The sequence below is a fragment of the Cohnella ginsengisoli genome, from assembly GCF_029525555.1.
In the GTDB taxonomy this organism is placed as follows: Bacteria; Bacillota; Bacilli; order Paenibacillales; family Paenibacillaceae; genus Cohnella; species Cohnella ginsengisoli.
Map to the genome: position 1 here is coordinate 960,180 of NZ_JAPDHZ010000002.1, position 16,970 is coordinate 977,149.

Annotated in this window: 12 protein-coding genes and 1 pseudogene; 2 read left to right on the plus strand and 11 right to left on the minus strand. The window is 57.0% G+C overall.

Annotation, left to right across the window (positions count from 1 at the left end; all coding sequences use genetic code 11):
* Nucleotides 1-20: 20 nt before the first annotated feature.
* Nucleotides 21-1,271 carry a YheC/YheD family endospore coat-associated protein gene (locus tag OMP38_RS04805; RefSeq protein WP_277564099.1) on the plus strand — a complete coding sequence of 417 codons (1,251 nt, stop codon included), beginning with the start codon at nt 21-23 and terminating at the stop codon, nt 1,269-1,271.
* Between the two features lie 175 nt (nt 1,272-1,446).
* Here the strand turns inward: OMP38_RS04805 and OMP38_RS04810 are convergent, their stop codons facing one another.
* From OMP38_RS04810 to OMP38_RS04850, 9 genes are all read right to left on the minus strand, one after another.
* On the minus strand, nt 1,447-2,115 hold the full coding sequence (locus tag OMP38_RS04810) for an HAD family hydrolase (RefSeq protein WP_277564100.1): 669 nt from the start codon (nt 2,113-2,115) through the stop codon (nt 1,447-1,449).
* A 209-nt stretch (nt 2,116-2,324) separates the two neighbouring features.
* Nucleotides 2,325-5,852: a discoidin domain-containing protein gene (locus OMP38_RS04815; RefSeq protein ID WP_277565168.1), complete on the minus strand. Its 3,528-nt coding sequence runs from the start codon at nt 5,850-5,852 to the stop codon at nt 2,325-2,327.
* A 234-nt stretch (nt 5,853-6,086) separates the two neighbouring features.
* The gene (locus OMP38_RS04820) at nt 6,087-9,557 is read right to left on the minus strand and encodes a response regulator (RefSeq protein WP_277564101.1); all 3,471 of its coding nucleotides are present in this window, start codon (nt 9,555-9,557) and stop codon (nt 6,087-6,089) included.
* Nucleotides 9,558-9,719: 162 nt separating this feature from the next.
* Nucleotides 9,720-11,447, minus strand: coding sequence for an ABC transporter permease (locus tag OMP38_RS04825; protein ID WP_277564102.1), 1,728 nt, complete (start codon nt 11,445-11,447; stop codon nt 9,720-9,722).
* Between the two features lie 79 nt (nt 11,448-11,526).
* A complete protein-coding gene (locus tag OMP38_RS04830) occupies nt 11,527-12,894 on the minus strand; it encodes an ABC transporter substrate-binding protein (RefSeq protein WP_277565169.1) in 1,368 nt (455 codons plus the stop codon).
* A 271-nt stretch (nt 12,895-13,165) separates the two neighbouring features.
* Nucleotides 13,166-13,735, minus strand: coding sequence for a manganese catalase family protein (locus tag OMP38_RS04835; RefSeq protein ID WP_277564103.1), 570 nt, complete (start codon nt 13,733-13,735; stop codon nt 13,166-13,168).
* Nucleotides 13,736-13,751: 16 nt separating this feature from the next.
* On the minus strand, nt 13,752-13,979 hold the full coding sequence (locus OMP38_RS04840) for a spore coat protein CotJB (protein WP_255374468.1): 228 nt from the start codon (nt 13,977-13,979) through the stop codon (nt 13,752-13,754).
* Nucleotides 13,980-14,077: 98 nt separating this feature from the next.
* A complete protein-coding gene (locus OMP38_RS04845; protein ID WP_277564104.1) occupies nt 14,078-14,299 on the minus strand; it encodes a spore coat associated protein CotJA in 222 nt (73 codons plus the stop codon).
* A gap of 177 nt (nt 14,300-14,476) precedes the next feature.
* Nucleotides 14,477-14,998 carry an AI-2E family transporter gene (locus OMP38_RS04850; protein WP_338130404.1) on the minus strand — a complete coding sequence of 174 codons (522 nt, stop codon included), beginning with the start codon at nt 14,996-14,998 and terminating at the stop codon, nt 14,477-14,479.
* Nucleotides 14,999-15,060: 62 nt separating this feature from the next.
* On the opposite strand from OMP38_RS04850, the gene OMP38_RS04855 reads away from it, so the two are divergent.
* A complete protein-coding gene (locus OMP38_RS04855; protein WP_277565242.1) occupies nt 15,061-15,225 on the plus strand; it encodes a hypothetical protein in 165 nt (54 codons plus the stop codon).
* Here OMP38_RS04855 and OMP38_RS04860 read toward each other — a convergent pair.
* Both OMP38_RS04860 and OMP38_RS04865 read right to left on the minus strand, forming a co-directional pair.
* Nucleotides 15,147-15,515, minus strand: a pseudogene (locus OMP38_RS04860) (AI-2E family transporter); the annotation flags it as partial. The gene OMP38_RS04855 and the pseudogene OMP38_RS04860 sit on opposite strands and share 79 nt — an antisense overlap.
* Before the next feature lie 55 nt (nt 15,516-15,570).
* The gene (locus tag OMP38_RS04865; RefSeq protein WP_277564105.1) at nt 15,571-16,923 is read right to left on the minus strand and encodes a hemolysin family protein; all 1,353 of its coding nucleotides are present in this window, start codon (nt 16,921-16,923) and stop codon (nt 15,571-15,573) included.
* Between the last annotated feature and the right edge of the window lie 47 nt (nt 16,924-16,970).

Sequence of the window (16,970 nt, forward strand, 5' to 3'; positions counted from 1 at the left end):
TCCGAACCGAGGTGACGAACGTGGCGGCCCAGCCGATGCTTGGCATATTGACCCTGTATTTGAACGACCGCAAGATGTTGGAGGAAAAGTCCGTCTATGCGCGCATGACCGCGATCGGACGCAAGCAAGGCCTCAACGTATTCGTCTTCACGCCGGACGACGTCGACGACGACGGCGAACGCATCTTCGCGATGTTCTACAGTCCGGATTCACGGACATGGGAGCGCAGGTGGGTCCGGTTCCCGCAATTGATCTACGACCGCTGCCGCATCCAGCGCAGCCAGCGATTCCAGCGGCTGCTCGCCTTCCGGCGGAAGTACGGCCACCTGACGTTCCTGAACCGCCCGCTGCGCAACAAGTGGACCGTTCACCGGACGCTCGGCAAGGTGGCCGCGTTCGAGCCCCATCTGCCTTCGACCCGGTTCTACGACGCTGCCGAAGACGTGCAGGCGATGCTGCGCAAGCATTCGCTCGTCTACGTGAAGCCGATCAACGGCACGGGAGGGCGCGGCATCCTGCGGGTCGAACGGATGAAGGACGGCACCTACGCGGTTCAGGGCCGCGATCACGGCCGGCGTATCGTAACGCCGAGGCGGGTGTCCAAGGAGCAGCTAGCCGGCGTGCTGCGGTCGTGGGATAAGCACGGAGACCGATATATCGTACAGCAAGGGCTGCATATCCGGCTGCCGAGCGGACGGGTGCACGATTACCGCATGCTCGTGCAGAAAAACGGCGAAGGCGAATGGACGGTGACAGGCTGCGCCGGACGCGTCGGGCCGCCCCGCAGCATCACGAGCAATCTGCACGGAGGCGGCAAGGCCGTGCCCATGAAGAAGCTGCTGCGCGAATGGATCGGCAGCGAGGAGCGCATCGGCCAGATCCGCAAGACCGCCGAGACGCTCGGCATCGGCGTGGCGCGGCATCTCGAGCGCACGTACGGCGCGCTCTGCGAGCTCGCGCTGGACTTGGCCATCGACCGCGAAGGGCGCGTCTGGCTGCTCGAGGTCAATCCGAAGCCCTCTCGCGAGGTGTTCGCCCAGGCAGGCGAGCGCGACGTGTACCTGACGGCACTGTCGCGGCCGCTTGAGTACGCGGCGTGGCTTCACCGCCAGCGGCGGCTCGCGCGCACCGGCAAAAGCCGCATGCCGGCCAGATCCGATGCCGCCAGCCTTGGGGCCGGCGGCGGAGGCGCGGGCGCCGGCGGCGGATCCGCATCCGGCAGGACGAAGACGGGGGGGCAGTTCCGCGGCGCGCGTCGTGCTGCCGGTTGACGGCGGCTTCGCTGCGGAGACCCCCGACATCGGCGGCATCGGCGGAGGTCCGTTCTTCTGAACCTGGCTTCCTCATTTTTGCTTCGCCTCATAAAACAAGACGATGCCTGCATCGTTTCGACAAAATAAGGAGTAAGCTCCGCCGGAGCTTACTCCTTATTTTGTCGTCCCGGCTTCAGCGCACCAATTCCAGCAGCTCGGAAAAGCGCCCGATCCGCACGTCCGCGTCGTCCAATTCGCCTTCGCGACGGAAACCGGCATAGTCGCAACCGACCGTGAACAGGCCGTTGCCTTTGCCGGCTTCGACATCCGAGTGACGGTCGCCAACCATCCACGCCGACTTCGCGCCGCTTTGCGCGAGCAGCAAGCGAACGAGCTCAACCTTGGAGCGCGTGCCGTATTCGCCGGCGCTGTAGAAGCCTTCGAACAGTTCGCCGATGCCTCTTAGCCGGGGCACTTCTTTGACGTAGGCTTCCAGGCCGTTGCTGGCCACGAACAGCCGCACGCCGCGCGACTTGAGCTCGCCAAGCACTTCCGGCACGCCTTCGTACAGATCGCCCCGCCCGTTCTCCAGCTCCTCCAGCTCGTACTGCAGCAGCAGTACATTCGCGCGATCCTGCGCGGCTTGCGAGCCGTCGGGCATCACCTTTTGCCAAATATGCTCGAGCAGCATGCCGAGCGAGCCTAACAAGCGCTCGATCGGCGGCTCGGGCGCTATGTATAAACCTTCCTCGCGCAAGGTGGCGAAAACGCGGCGGTGCACTTCCTCCAGCAGAGTCTCGGTGCGGAACAGCGTTCCGTCCAGATCGAACAGCATGGCTTCCGGCAATTCGTACGGTTTCATAGTCGGCTCCTCGTTTTTTTCATCCATCATACCGGAGCGTCTCGCAATAGACAACCACCCTGTTGCAGGAGATTGAGAATCGTGTAACAATCAGAGGCGTTTCGTCAAAAGCATTCTGATGCGAGAGACCGCCGGAGGCCTGGTGCCCGGCGGTCTCTCGATACAAATGGCTACCGTTTTCAAATCAGGCCAACTCCAGCAGCCGGTTATTAATAAACGAGCGCCTCCGCGAGCTGCATTCGATACAGATTGCCGTCGTTCGGATTCTGCCGCAGACTCGTCCCTTCGATTTTCACATATCGGGCCGTCTGAGCGGTGAAAACAAAAGACTGCGCGCCTCCGCTGCTCGGTTTGGGATACGCCGTACGGGTCACGACCGTCGTCCAGTTCGTCCCGTCCGCCGACAATTGGATCGTGAAGTCGACCGGGAAGCCGTAGCCTGCGTTCGTCCCATCCGAGCGCGGGTACAAATTCACCGTCGTGATCGGCTGCGCCATCCCCAAGTCCAAGGTAACGGATTCCGTATGGTTGGTGCCGACGTTATTGCTGCTGGTCCATCCGTAAGAACCGGCCGCGCTCGTCAGATTGCCGTCCGTCAATCTCGATATGCCCCAGCTCGCATCCTCGACAGAGCTGGTCGCACTGACGCCGGCAACCGCGAGCAGGCTTGCTTCGGCGAATTGCATGCGATACAAGTTGCCGTCGTTCGGGTTCTGCCGCAGGCTCGTTCCTTCAATCTTGACGTATCGGACCGCTTGCGGAGCAAACGTAAAGCTTTGCGCCGCATTGCCCGGCAACGCATAACCCGTTCTCGTAACGACTGTCGTCCAAGCAGATCCGTTCGTCGATACCTGGATCGTAAAGTTGACCGGGAAGCCGTATCCCGTGTTCGCGCCGTCGTTTCTCGGATACAGATCGACTCTGCCGAGCGATTTGACGCTGCCTATGTCCACGGTGAGCGCTTCCGTATGATTCACCGACAGCGACGAATTGCTGGACCAGCCCATGGATCCGGCGACCGAGTTGGGATTGCCGTCCACGGCGTCCTGAACGCCCCAGTTCGCGTCTTCCACCGAGCTCGTCGCGGTCGCGGTCTTGTTGACATACTTCGTATCGACATTATAGCTCGCCGTCAGCTTCGATCCCGCGCCGTTCGCGATGCCGATGCCTCCCGCGCCCGCTCCGCCTACGATTTTGGCCGCCGTGATCGAAGCGCCTACATTAAACGACGTATACGGCGAAGGGTACGTCAAATTGGTGCCGTAAAAATTCGATGTGCCGCCGTTCAATTGGAATTTGATATCTTCCGGCGAAGCGGTGAATTGATACGCATTGAGCGTGCCGCCGTTCATATTGACCATCGTGCCGTGATCGGCATACCGGTATCCGAACACATTCAGCGTGCCTGCGAACGCCGAACCGGTAATCAGCCCGGTCTGCGTCCCCCCGAAATCGACCAGGTTGATCGTGCCGCCGGCATCGACCCGCGCAGTAGACGAAGCATCCGTTTGACACGTAATGCATGTGAAGTTATTCGTCGTGCCTCCGTTATTGACGAACCGCAGTCCCGCTGCCTGTGCGTCGACCCCAGTATCCGGCAAATATACGCTCAACTGCAGCGCGGTAATATTGGAGGTGTTTCCGAACAGCCAGGGCGATGCGGTGCTGGCGAGCGACAGATTGCCCCGATAGGTGTTGTTGGGGAAAGCGAGCGCCGCGCTCTCCGCCCCTTCGCCTGTCCAGGCTTGCATCTGGTTCTCCATCTTGCCGCCGGTCGAACCGTTACTGACAAAAGTTCCGACGTTTCTGACATTGCCGGACACGCCGGACAACTCGAAGTTGTCGGATCGTACGCTCGCCAGGTCGATGCCGTTCCACGAATTGATAAGCCTGACGTCGCGAATCCAGATGTTGTTGCCGTTCCCCTTGATCGAGTACGGATAGGTCGTCGATTTGCTCGTTCCCATCTCGGGATAATACACCATGATCCCGCGCAAGCCGCTCGCGGCGTTCAGCGTGATGAACGGCGTACCGCCCGCATTGTTTTTGTTCGCGTAGGAGAACAGGGTCGAGCCTCTGTTGTCGCCCATCGAAGCGGCTTCCGCCACGCCTCTGAGCTCCACGCCGGTCGGGATCGTCAGCTGGCCTTTTACCATCCAGTAGCCGGCGGGCACGAAGACGGTGCCTCCGCCCGCGGAGGATGCCGCATTCAGCGCATTCTGGATGGCGGTCGTATTGTCGGTACTGGAGCTCGAGATCCCGCTCACCGCGCCGTACGTCGTGATGTTATAGAAATTGTTCGGATTGGCCGGTTTCCGCTCCTTCAGCATCGTATAGGCGGTGGCGATCGAAGGCAGGTCCGGAATGCCGAGCGGCGTATGATCGATATAAATTTGCGGCGACGGTGCGTACACGATCGAAGGCGATCCTGTAAAAGCATTGCCGAGAATCGAAGCCGATTTCACCCTGCTATCCAAAGAAATGTGCGTTCCTCCTGCGTTGAAGGACGACGCCTCGATCAGCGCGGTTCCCTGTATGACTTTCACAGCCGAATCGGTCCAGCCGTTAAACGTCATTTTCATGAGATTCAAGGTTTCCGTGCCGGAATCGAAGTAGACGCTGTTGGTCGGCGTTCCGCCGATCGTAATCCCTTGAATGAGCACTTGGCCGACCTGCGTCATCTTAATGCCGTAGGTATTCGATCCCGGCAGGACGTTGATCGTCCCCCCTACCAGCGAGTTCCCCGCGTTAAGGCCGCCGGCGTAGTGGTAATATACGCCCGTGTTGACGTTGTTCAGCGAAATATTGGTAATTTGTGTCCAGCGGTTTGCGCATTCGATGCCTACATTGGCATCTTCGACACGGATATCGTAAAGATTGATGCCGTCGATATGACCGTCAAGCACGACGCCCGTCAGGTTAGCGCGCGTATACGATTGCAGAATCGTCTGGTTCGCTCCCGAGCTTGGCGCGCCTGCCAGCCCCGAATTGACCCAGTACTTGGTCGACACGTGCACGCTTTCCGTATTTCCAAAGTTCCAGTCGTTCTTCTGGTGCACGCCTGTATTCAGGACCGTCATCATGACATTCCGAATCAACGGCTCCTGCGAGTATAAGGTGTTGCCCGTCGCAATGCCTTTATACGCGTTATAGATCGTTACGTTGACGACTGCGAAGCCATGATGGAAGTCGTCATCGGCGTCGAATGCGCCGTCCGCCATCGCAGCCGGATAGCTTGAAGGGCTGGAGAAGCTTTGGTTCGGGTACCAAATGCTTAAGTTTTTAACCGTCGCGTTCGAAGCGACTTTGATGAAAGGAGCGCCGCCCGGATTGTTCTGGTTCGCCGTCGTTTCAAGGATCGTCCCTTGTGCCGACTCGTTGCCCGCGATGTCGGGATTTCTCCATTCGCCGCGCAGCGTGACCTTTCTCTTCAGGACGAGCGTGCCGTTCAACCGCCAATGGCCCGCGGGTACGTATACGATTCCGCCGCCATTCGCATAGGCTTCGTCGATTGCCTGTTGAAACGCCGTCGTGTTATCGAACGACGAATTGTTCGGGACGGCACCGAAGTCCGTCACTTTCTCGGTGTATACGACGACGTCGTCCTGCGGCAAAGTCGGGCTCGTTTCAATGCTCGGCGTATATGCGGCCCATGTTACGTTCGAGAACAAGCACACGCCGACGACCAGCACGGCGAACATCATGACGCTTAGGATCGTCTTCTTCACATTGCTCATCACAAATGATTCTCTCCTTCGAAATAAATTCTTTTGTCATTCGCGAGGCAGGTTCCGACGGAGCCCGTCTCTTCGTACGCCTCCATTTCCCGATGATTGTAAAGCGGCGAACACGCCTGAAAAAACGCTTTCAAATTGCGCGTTCAAAAAAAACCGCCCGCTTCGTTTTTCATTATAAACGCGGCTGTTTCTTTGAACATTCAACAAGTTCTACGTGATTCGCTGCACTTTTTTTTACATGCCCGGTTTGCTTCCGACGTTTTGCTTGCGATATTCGGAAGGCGTCAGTCCAAAATGCTCCTTGAACTTCCTCATGAAATAGGTGACGTTTTCGTACCCCGTCAATGCGGCAATATCCCCGATTTTCAGCTCTTCGTCGCTTGACAGCAGATTCGCGGCCGCGGTCATCCGGATCTCGCTCAAGTATTCGTTGAACGTCCGGCCCGCTTCTTGCTTGAACAATCGGGACAAATACGCCGGATTCATATAGAAGGACTCCGCGACGGAATACAGCGTAATCTCCTCGACAAAATGAGCGTGAAGGAACCCGATCACGTCGGAGATCGCTTTGCGGGAGCCGGTCTTGCGCTTGTCGGCGATCGCGCCGGCGATTCTTTGCAAGCTGTCTTGCAGCCACTCTTCCATCTGCCGAAGGGAGTCCAGCCGCTGCCATAGCAGGTCGGGCAAGTTGCGTTGCCCCAGCAGTTCCTCCAGCTGAATGCCGTATTTGGCCAGCAGCTTCCGTACGCCTACCATCAACTCCAGCAACGTCTGCCGGATGCCGTCCGGGCGGGCGGTCCCGTTCGAAGCCCAATCCGCGAAGAAGTCTTCGATCCACGCCTCGATCTGCGACGTATAGCTGTTCTCAAGATAATACAGCACCGCCTTTTCCTTATCCTCCGGAAAGACGTAGCTATCGTTGCGGCCGCTGACCTCGCGCGCAACCAAAACCGGGCCGACGCCGAAAAAACCGACGCTGCCTAGCGCCTCCATGGCTTGCTTGTAAGAATGATGGACGTCGCTCAGCAGCGAGACGGGTACGCCAACGCCCGCCTTCGCCCGAATGCCGATCGTATCGTTTAAAGCCGCCGCGACTTCCGTAAGCTTGTCGCGAACCGCCTTCGTCAAGTTTTCCTCGTTCTCGCTTTCCGCTCCCTTTATCAGAACGACCAAGTCGTTCTTGCCGTAAAAACGATAGACGAGCCACCCCGCTTCTTTTTGGAGCAGTTCGCTGACGATATTGAGCAGCACGAAGCCGGTCAGGTCCGCATCGTTGCCGTAACGCCTCTCGGACACCGCCTGGAAGTTATCCGCCTTAAGCGCCGACACAGCCAGGCATTCCCAGTCCGCCTTCACGCCGTGCTTAGCCATGGCATAACGAATTTCCCGCATGCCGCCGGCCGTGCCCGTGACAAGGCGGGTCAGAAATTTTTCCAGCGGGATCGTGCCGATCTCGTTCAACTGCCTGTTCATCCGGTTCACTTCGTCTCTGCGAGTCCCGGCCTCAAGCAGCTTCACCGCCGCTTTGCTCATCGTATCCCGCAGCCGGTCTTCGTCGATGGGCTTGAGCAAGTAATCGAACGCCCGATGCCCGATCGCCTTCCTTGCATATTCAAATTCCGCGTAGCCGCTCAGCAGAATGACGAAGATGTCCGGAAATTCCGCATCGATGTGCTCCAGCAGCCGAATCCCATCCATGACCGGCATCCGGATGTCGGAGATGACGATATCCGGATGCGACGACCGGATCACTTCGAGCGCCGCTTGGCCGTTGCGCGCCTCGCCGCAGATCGTCATCCCGAGCGCGCCCCAATCGATGCTTTCCCGTATGCTGATTCGGGTCCATTCCTCGTCATCCACGATCAAGACCTTGAGCATTAGACGCACTCCCCCCCTATTCGCCGTTAGCGGCATGTCGATCCGGACTCTGGTCCACTCGTTCTTCACGCTGTCGATCGCCACTCCGTATTCCGGGCCGTAAAGCATCTGAATCCGCTTGTGGATGTTGGCCAGACCGATGGAGTTCGACTTCGTGTCGGCAGTCGGGCGTTCCGGCGAGTCCGATCGGTCTAGCCGCGCGATGACGTGCGCCAGGCGTTCCCTGTCCATGCCGACGCCGCTGTCGAGAATCTCGAATCGAAGGCGGTTATCCGCCGCTTTGCAGGAGACGACGACACGTCCCCCCTCTTCCTTGGGCTCCAGCCCGTGAACGATCGCGTTCTCGACGACCGGCTGCAGAACGAGCTTTAACGTCTCGCAGACGTAAGTATCCTCGTCGATTATCAGTTCATAATCGAAATAACCGCGGAACCGCGATTTTTGAATGTCCATATAGCAGACGATGTTCTCGATTTCTTCGCGGACCGGTACGATCGCGCGGTCCAGGCGAATGCTGTAGCGAAGCATCTTGGCCAAGTTTTTGGATACCGTGTGAATATCCGGCGTTTTGTACAGCATCGCCATGCCGCTTATGATCTGAAGCGTATTGTAGATGAAGTGCGGATTAATCTGCGACTGCAAATATTTGAATTCCGCTTCCCGCTTGGCAAGCGTCGCTTCGTACTTCTCCAAGATCAGTTCCTTGATCGTGCCGGTCATTTTGTTGAAGCTAAAAACCAGATTGCCGAACTCGTCGTTCGAGGACACTTCGAGGCGGTGATCGAAGTTGCCTTGCTTAATCTGCGCCATGCCGGCCTTGAGCTCCTGAAGAGGCTGATACAGCTTCCTGGAAAGCAAGTAGGCCAGCAGCGCCGTCATCGCCAGAGCGGTTAAACCGAGCGGGATGTCGAACAGCAAGAGTCGATTGCCGAATCGGTTCATCTGCGCGTAAGGCGTCAGCGTTACGGTTTTCCACCCCACCGCTTCAATCGTGCTAAGGGAGACGAAGTAGCTTTTCCCTTCCGTCGTCAATGTCCGCTCGCCAGGTTTCAGGGAAGTTAATTTACGAACGGCTTGTTCGTCCAGACCGATGTTCGCCCCGCCTTCGTAAACGACTTTTCCGTCGCGGTCCAGCAGCAGTACACCCGTAGCTGAATCAAGCCCGCCCTTTTTGACGATGCTGTCGATGGCTTCCATGGACAAATCGATCAGAATAATGCCGTTCGCCGTATCCATGTCTTGCGATAAACCTCGAAGCACGCGGGAGAAGGAAACAACCTTCTGATTATATTGAAGCTGGAACGGATCGTGAGGCGCGAAGATGACCGTTCTGCCGCCCGCGTTGACCGTCTCGCTATACCAGTCCTCGCCTACCGGCGAATAATCCGGCATGTTCCGCCCATAGGCGGCATAAGAGAACTGCTTTTCGGGAGACACATAGATATAGATGCTGTTGAAGTCCTTCCGCAAGTTCATGAGACGTTGAAAAAAACTCTCCATCACCTGCAAGGCGTTCAATTGATCTTTCAGGCTGTTATAGCCCGGCGTCGTCAATATCTGCTTCAGGCTGAGCGACGAATTGTGATCGACTTCCGAATAGATCGACATAATGATGCGGTCGATCTGGTCCAGGTTATCCTCGAAGCCCGTGTTGATGTTGCTGACCAGCCTGGCCGTCGAATCGATCGCCTGCTCCCTGAAAATCGAGCGTGAGTAAAAATAGGAAGAAACGCTGGACAACGTCAATACGAAGACGAGAATCGTCAAAATGCCGTAAAACAGTTTGTAGAACAAACTCATATTGTTCGCGAAGGACATTCTTATCATGCCGATTCCTCCAGCATTAAGGCTTCTCGCAAGTGTACCAAGCCTCCGCTTCGCAAGTCTATCCAAAAAAAACCGAAATTCGACGCCTCTTTCGGGCGCCGAATGGGATAGAACCGGTGTCGGGATCGTCGAGCGATTTTTAATCCCCCTCGTCGTCAGTCTTCAGCCTTTAATCGCTCCGGCCGTGATGCCGCTAATGATGAATCGTTGGGCAAACAAATAAACGGCAAGCATCGGCAGCACGATCAAGCATACGCCGGCGAAAATCAGCGACCAATCATTGAAGTACATGCCCTGGAAGGCGGACAGCTGCACGGTGATCGTCATCTTGGCGTTATTCGAAAGAAAGAGCATCGGCATCAGGAAGTCGTTCCAAACCGTAAACAGATCCAGAACCGTAATCGTCGTGACGGCCGGCTTGAGCAGCGGGAGGATAATTCGGAAGAACGTCATATAAATCCCGCTTCCGTCCACATAAGCCGCCTCGTCCAGCTCGCGGGGCACCGATCGGATAAAGCCGCTGAGCAGGAATACGGAAAAAGGCGCCAGCATGCCGAAATAGACGAATACAACGCCTTGGTACGAGTTGATGAGGTGCCAGCTTAACAGCAGTTTATACAGTGGAATCATCGCCATCTGAAACGGAATGATGATACCGGCCAAGAAGAGATAGTAGATCGATCCGTAGAACCGGTTGTTGCGCCGGGCGATGGCGTAGGAAGCCATCGCGGCCATGAGGACGACGCCGGCGATGGCGATGCCGCCGATCAGCGCCGTATTGGCGAACGAACGAAAATAGTGCATCGTTTGAAAAGCCTTATGAAAGGAATCGAGTGTAAGGTCTGTCGGCCATCCGAACGGATTGTTGGCAAGCTCTGTTTTGGACTTGACCGCAGATAGGAATACAAGTGCGATCGGATAAACGAATACGATCGACAACACCCATAACGCGAGCTTGCCGACAATGCCTCCAATACGGGGAAATGTCAGCTGCATCACATTTCCACCTCTCTCTTGCGCAAATAAGACACCATCACAAGCGTTATAAAAAGGATGCAGACGAACAGCGTCACGGACAATGCGGAGCCGTAGCCCCACCGAATGCCGTTTCCGAACCCGAGCTGATAGATCATGGTGGCCACGGATTCCGTCGCGTAGCCGGGACCTCCCCCCTGTGAGCGCGTAGATCTGGTTGAAAAGCTGGAGGTTACCGATGAGGCATAACACGATATTGATCGTGAAAGCCGGCGCGATCAGCGGAAACGTAATATACCAAAACTTCCGAAAGCCGACGGCGCCGTCCAGGCTGCCGGATTCGTACAGATCGCTCGGCACCCCCTGCAATCCCGCGATGTAGATGACCATCGAATAGCCGAGGCATTGCCAGATCGTCACGGATATGATCATCCATCTAGCCGTCCGGGGATCGCTCAGCCAGCTTAGCTTCAGCTGCCCAAGATGAGCCGCGTCGAGCAGGTGGTTCAATGCGCCGATGTTCGGTTCCAAAATGAATCCCCATACGTAGCCGATGAGCAGCGTGCTGAAAATATAAGGCATGAAAATTAACATCCGGATGACCGTTACGCCCCGAAAAGCCTTGGATAGAACAAGCGCTGCGCCTAGTCCGAGCACATTTTGAAGAATGGTGATCATGACGGTGTAGAGTGCCGTATTTTTGAAAGACTCCTGAATCATTTTATCCGACAACAGTTCCTTATAATTGTCGAGTCCGATAAAACGGCTACGGACGCCGTCCCAATCCGTGAGCGAATAATAAGAGGAACTGAGTGTCGGCAATAGAAAAAAAACGAGATAGAACGCCAACGCCGGCAGAACGAAAACGAACCATCGGAGCTCGAATTTCCATTGCTTGTTCCGGTTCAGCATCATTGCGATTCCCTTCTTTCTAATAACAACGGCCGGCGCTTCGCAAGCCGCCGACCGCGGTTATGGACTGCTCTTGCCTCGTTTACTTCTTGAGCGCCTTGGCGTTCGCCGCGTCATAATCGGCGATGAATTGCTCAGGCGTAATTCCCTTGGCGATCAAGTTCTGCAGGGATTTATCCATACTGAACGCGGTGCCGCTCGGCTGATAGTAGCCGTTGCCTCCCCACCAGTCCGACTGGACGTCCGTGGCTGTCATCGCCGTCTGAACCTCCTTGACGAAGGGATCGGTCACCTGAACTTTCGTATTCGTCGGAATGCCTTTCAGATCGTTGATGACGAGCGTTTGGATTTCGGGGCTCAAATAGGCGTTAAGCGCTTCTTTCGCGGCCTCCAGATGTTTGGATTTCGCGTTGATCAAGATGCCTTCGTCGGCGGACGTCGGCAGAATCGTCTTTTCCCCTGCCGCGTTAAGCGGGAGCGGGAAGAATCCGATCTCCGCATCGGGATTCGAAGCCTGCACCGCGCCCAGCTGCCATGTGCCGTTAATCAACATGGCCGCTTTGCCTGTGCCGACCATTTGGCTGGCGACGTTAATGTCGGTGCCCAGAATGTCTTTCTGGAAGAACCCTTTATCGATCCAGTCCAACTGAACGTTAAGCGCTTTGAGCACGTCCTCTTTCAGATCCGCGTAGGTCAGCGTGCCGTCCGCCAGTTGCTGTTTGGCCTCCGGATGCTTGGCGTTTACGTACTGCCCAAACGCGATGAAGGGGATGATCTGGGTCGTCCACGAGTCTTTGAAGCCCGCGGCGATCGGCGTCACGCCCGCGCTGTTCAGCTTCTCGGAAATGGCGATGAATTCATCCAGCGTCGTCGGAATCGCGATGCCGTTGTCCGCGAACGTCTTCTTGTTGTAAAGCACGCCCAGCGCATTCGTCGAGACCGGTACGTAGTAGAGCTTGCCTGCCTGATTGGACTTGCGATCCTGGATGACCGAAGGGACAAAGTCGGCGATCGCCGGCAGATCGGACAGATCGACAAACTGGTCGGGATCGATGGTCAGCTTTTCGCTCAAGTTCAGCTGCCTGTCGATGCCGTGCGTCTTTACCAGATCCGGCAAGTCGGTGGCGGCATATTTCGTTTTTAACGTCACATTGTATTGATCGGTCGGGACGTTTTGCATATCGATCTTGATCTGCATGTTGTCTTTCAGCGAGGCGATCCAAGCGTCCGTGGACACGGTCCGGTCGGAGTAATCCCAGGTCAGATAGCGCAGCGTAACCGGATCTTTGTCGGCTGCGGCCGATTGGCTCTCGCCTGCGCTTTCTTGCGCCGTCGTCCCCGCAGCGCCGGTCGCCGCTTGGCCCCCGTTTTCATTCGTATTGCCACCGCAAGCGGTCGCCAGCATAGCCGCCATCGTCAGCGGCAGTCCCGCTGCCGCCCATTTTTTCATCTTCAACTCTTGCGCCTCCCCGGAAGTCGAATCGTTATCGCTTCGTAATTTGAATTATAGCGAGTCCCGAGCGTCGTAACAGTCAACTATTTTGACGAAAATGGCTGCACATCTTTTACTTTTCAACATATGTCGAATAGGAAAACGAAAAATCCGATTGCCGGAATTCGGGCAATCGGATTGGGTTCAGCATATGTTGATAATCAATTCTTAAGCTCATGATCGAAGCAGGCAGGGCCCTCGCCCGCAGTCGCTACACAACCCCCACCGCTCAATAGACCTTCTTCTGCTCCCGATCCGCCTTGATAATCTCGACCGCCTCGCGGAAGCGCAGCGAATGAATGATCTCCCGCTCCCGCAGAAACTTCAGGCTGTCCTGGATGTCGACGTCGTCCGTCATGTCGATCAGCCACTGATAGGTCGCCCGCGCTTTCTCCTCCGCCGCGATATCCTCGTACAAGTCGGCGAGCGGATCTCCCTTCGCCTGAATGTAGGTAGCGGTCCATGGCACGCCTCCCGCATTCTCGTAAAACATCGCATGGTCGCGAACCGCATAATTCGGCCCGAGCCCCGCGGCTTCGAGCTGCTCCACCGACGCGTCCTTGGTGAGCTTGTAGATCATCGTGGCGATCATCTCAAGGTGGGCGAACTCCTCCGTACCGATGTCAGTCAACAATCCGATGACTTTGTCCGGAATCGAGTAACGCTGATTGAGGTAACGAAGCGCGGCCGAGAGCTCCCCGTCGGCGCCGCCGTATTGCTCGGACAAGTAGCGCGCCATACGGATATCGCATTTGCCGACTTTGACGGGATACTGCAGCTTCTTTTCATAAACCCACATATCGCGCCCCCCTCTTCTACACTTGCCAAGGCCACGGCGTGTCGACCCACTGCCAGGGATACCGGCTGAAGCTGTTGCCGAATCCCATCTGCGGCCCGTACTTTTGCTCGAACGAAGCCATCAGCTGCTTGCGAAGCTGCGCGAGCTGATTGAATTGCTGCAGCGCCTGCATGTCGGCGGGATGCGTGTCGAGGAACAGATTCAGCTCTACGAGCGCGAAGTCGACCTTTTGAATCTCCAGCAGGTCCCGCTTGTAAGCTTCTCCCCCTCGCTGCGGCTCATGCTGCGCATAGACGTTCTCATTACTCCGGTTCGCGACTTGCTCTCTGTCGGCCAAGCCTATCAGCCTCCTTTGCGGTTGCAGCGCGACGTATAAGGGCTATATAGCGCAGGCCACAGCGTACCTTTGCACAGGGCTTCGTCCAGTGAAAATTGGGGCAGGTTGGACGGTTGAAAATAAATATACTGGTTGGGCGGCACGATATACCTCTTTACCGGCACGGGCGGACATGGATCGTCGGGGCTGGCATAGGGGCGCCACTCCCGCCACTGGTTGTCGTACACGCGAATTCCTCCTTAGGCATAACCGTACGGCTTACTGTTATAGCCTATGCGCCTGCGCGCCCAGTTTGAACGACAGCAACGGATATTTTTCGATAGGCTCGTCTACAAAAAGAAGCCCTCCGCGGAATAGGCGGAAGACTTCGATAGGAGAGAACCGTTTCGAGAGGACAGTTTCGGCTACAGCTTGATCTTGAGATTAATCAAACCGACCTTGCGGGCGGCCATGTACACGATGACGACGACAGGACCGAGGAAGACGCCGACGAGACCGACCAATTCGAATCCGACATACAGGCTGATGAGCGCAGGAAGCGCGCCGATGCCGACGGCATCCCCGAGCACCTTCGGCTCTACGATCCGTCGGACGACGGTGATGACAAGGAAAAGAAGGATGAGCCCGATGCCGGTATATGTATCTCCCGTCAGCATCATATAGGCCGCCCAAGGCACGAGCACGGACCCCGTGCCGAGAATCGGCAGGATGTCGACGACGACGATGAGCAGCGCGATCGCGAGCGGGTAACCCGTGCCGATGATGAGCAGCCCGACGAACGAGATGACGTACGTCATGAGACTCAGCACGAACTGGGCGCGCAAGAAGCCGAAGATCGACTTGCGCAGGTTTTCCATGACTTGCGCGACCTGACTTCTGGACTCCTCGGCGAAAATCGAAAGGAACGACGCCATCATCGTCGGCAAGCTCAGGCTGAAAAGATAGACGGCGACGAAAAAGACGATCAGGACGACGAAAAAGCTGAGGGATGCCGGCCGCGAAACCGACGAGCGGCTTCGAAATCGACGTGGCGAGACCCGACAGCCAGTCGGTCAAATTGTTCGTCAAGCTCTCCAGCTTGATCGGCAGCCCATTGTCGCCGCCCTGTCCGTTGTACGAGTTGCTCGCCTTTTCGAGCGCGTCCTGGATATAGTCGTTGGCGCTCTTCAGATACGACGGCAAGTTGCTCCAGAACGAGGTGAGCTCGGCGAAGATCTTGATGCCGATCAGTCCCATGAGCCCGAGCAGCACGACCGTGAACAACGTGCTCGTGACCGTAGACGCCGCGAGCCGGTTCATTTTAAAATTGGTCATGAATATCTTGGTCAGCGGTTCGAGGAAGATGACGACGATCAAGGCCAGCAGGAAGGGCGCGCCTACCGTAAACAGCAAATAAAGAAAGCCTAGCCCCAAAACCATCAGCAATACTGTGCGCAGCGGCATGCATTCACACCTTTCGAGGATCGGTCGCCCTGGCGGCGAAGCCGGTATACGTCAGCTACAGGCCGGATGGCGGGTCCGTCCGTTCGTCCGCATCCGATTGTTTATACCGATAGATATGTACGCGCTGAACTCTTAGACGTTCCACTTCGGCGATCTCGAAAACGTAGCCCTGCTCGACGATCTTGCGGCCCTCCGCGACGTTGCCGTCGAGGCCCTTGAACAGCCAGCCGCCGATCGAATCGACCTCTTCTTCCTCGATCTCGACGCCGAGCAGGTCGTCGACCTCCTCGATCAGCATGCGGCCGTCGACCGAATACACGTCGCCCTGCACCTCGACGGTCGGCGGCTCGTCGTCGAATTCGTCCTGCAGCTCTCCGACGATCTCCTCGAGGATCATCTCCGCCGTCAGCATGCCGGCCGTGCCGCCGTATTCGTCGATGACGATCGCGAGCTGCGACTTGTGGCGCTGCATGAGCTTGAGCACGCGGCTGATCTCCATCGATTCCGGCACGCTTAAGATAGGACGCAGATAGGCGCGCAGATCCTGCTCCTCGTCCGGATCGGCCGTGAGCACGTCGGTGATGTGGACGAATCCGATGATCTGGTCTTTGTCCTCGACGCCGACGGGATATCGGGTATGCTTGACGCGATAGGCGAGCTTCATGTTCTCGTCGAACGGCAGGTTGGTGAACATGCAGTCCATGTCCGTGCGAGGCAGCATGACCTCGCGGGCCACCCGCTCGGAAAACTCGAACACGTTGTCGAACAGCGTCATCTCTTCCTTGTCGATGATGCCGCTCTTGGCGCTCTCGTTCATGAGAATGCGGATTTCTTCCTCGGTATGCGCCGCATCGTGCTCGCTGGCCGGCTTGACGCCGATCATGCGCAGCAGCAGGTTCGCCGCGTTGTTGAGCAGCCAGATGACCGGCAGGAACAGCCTATAGAAGAGCAGCAGCGGAAGCGACAGCCATAGCGATACGCCCTCCGACTTCTGGATCGCGAGCGACTTCGGCGCGAGCTCCCCCAGGACAATATGTAGGAAGGTAATCGCGCTGAAAGCGATAATGTACGAGATCGTATGGATCGTCGTCTCGTTCGTCACGCCGTATTGGTGAAGCAGCGGGATGACGATCAGGTCGGCGATAGCCGGCTCGCCCGTCCAGCCGAGTCCGAGCGACGCGAGCGTGATGCCGAGCTGCGTGGCCGACAGATAGACGTCCAGCTTGCGGTTGACCTTAAGCGCGTACTTCGCCCTGACATTGCCCTCGTTCGTCAACTGCGTGAGCCTCGACTGGCGCACCTTGACGAGCGCGAATTCGGCCGCCACGAAAAATCCGTTCAACAGCACGAGAAAAAGAACGAGAGCGGCGTGCCAGAAGATCGAACCCCATAACAATTCCGTGTTCAAGCAGCTTCAGCTTCCTTTCGTACGGCGCGATAACTGCGAATCGTTCG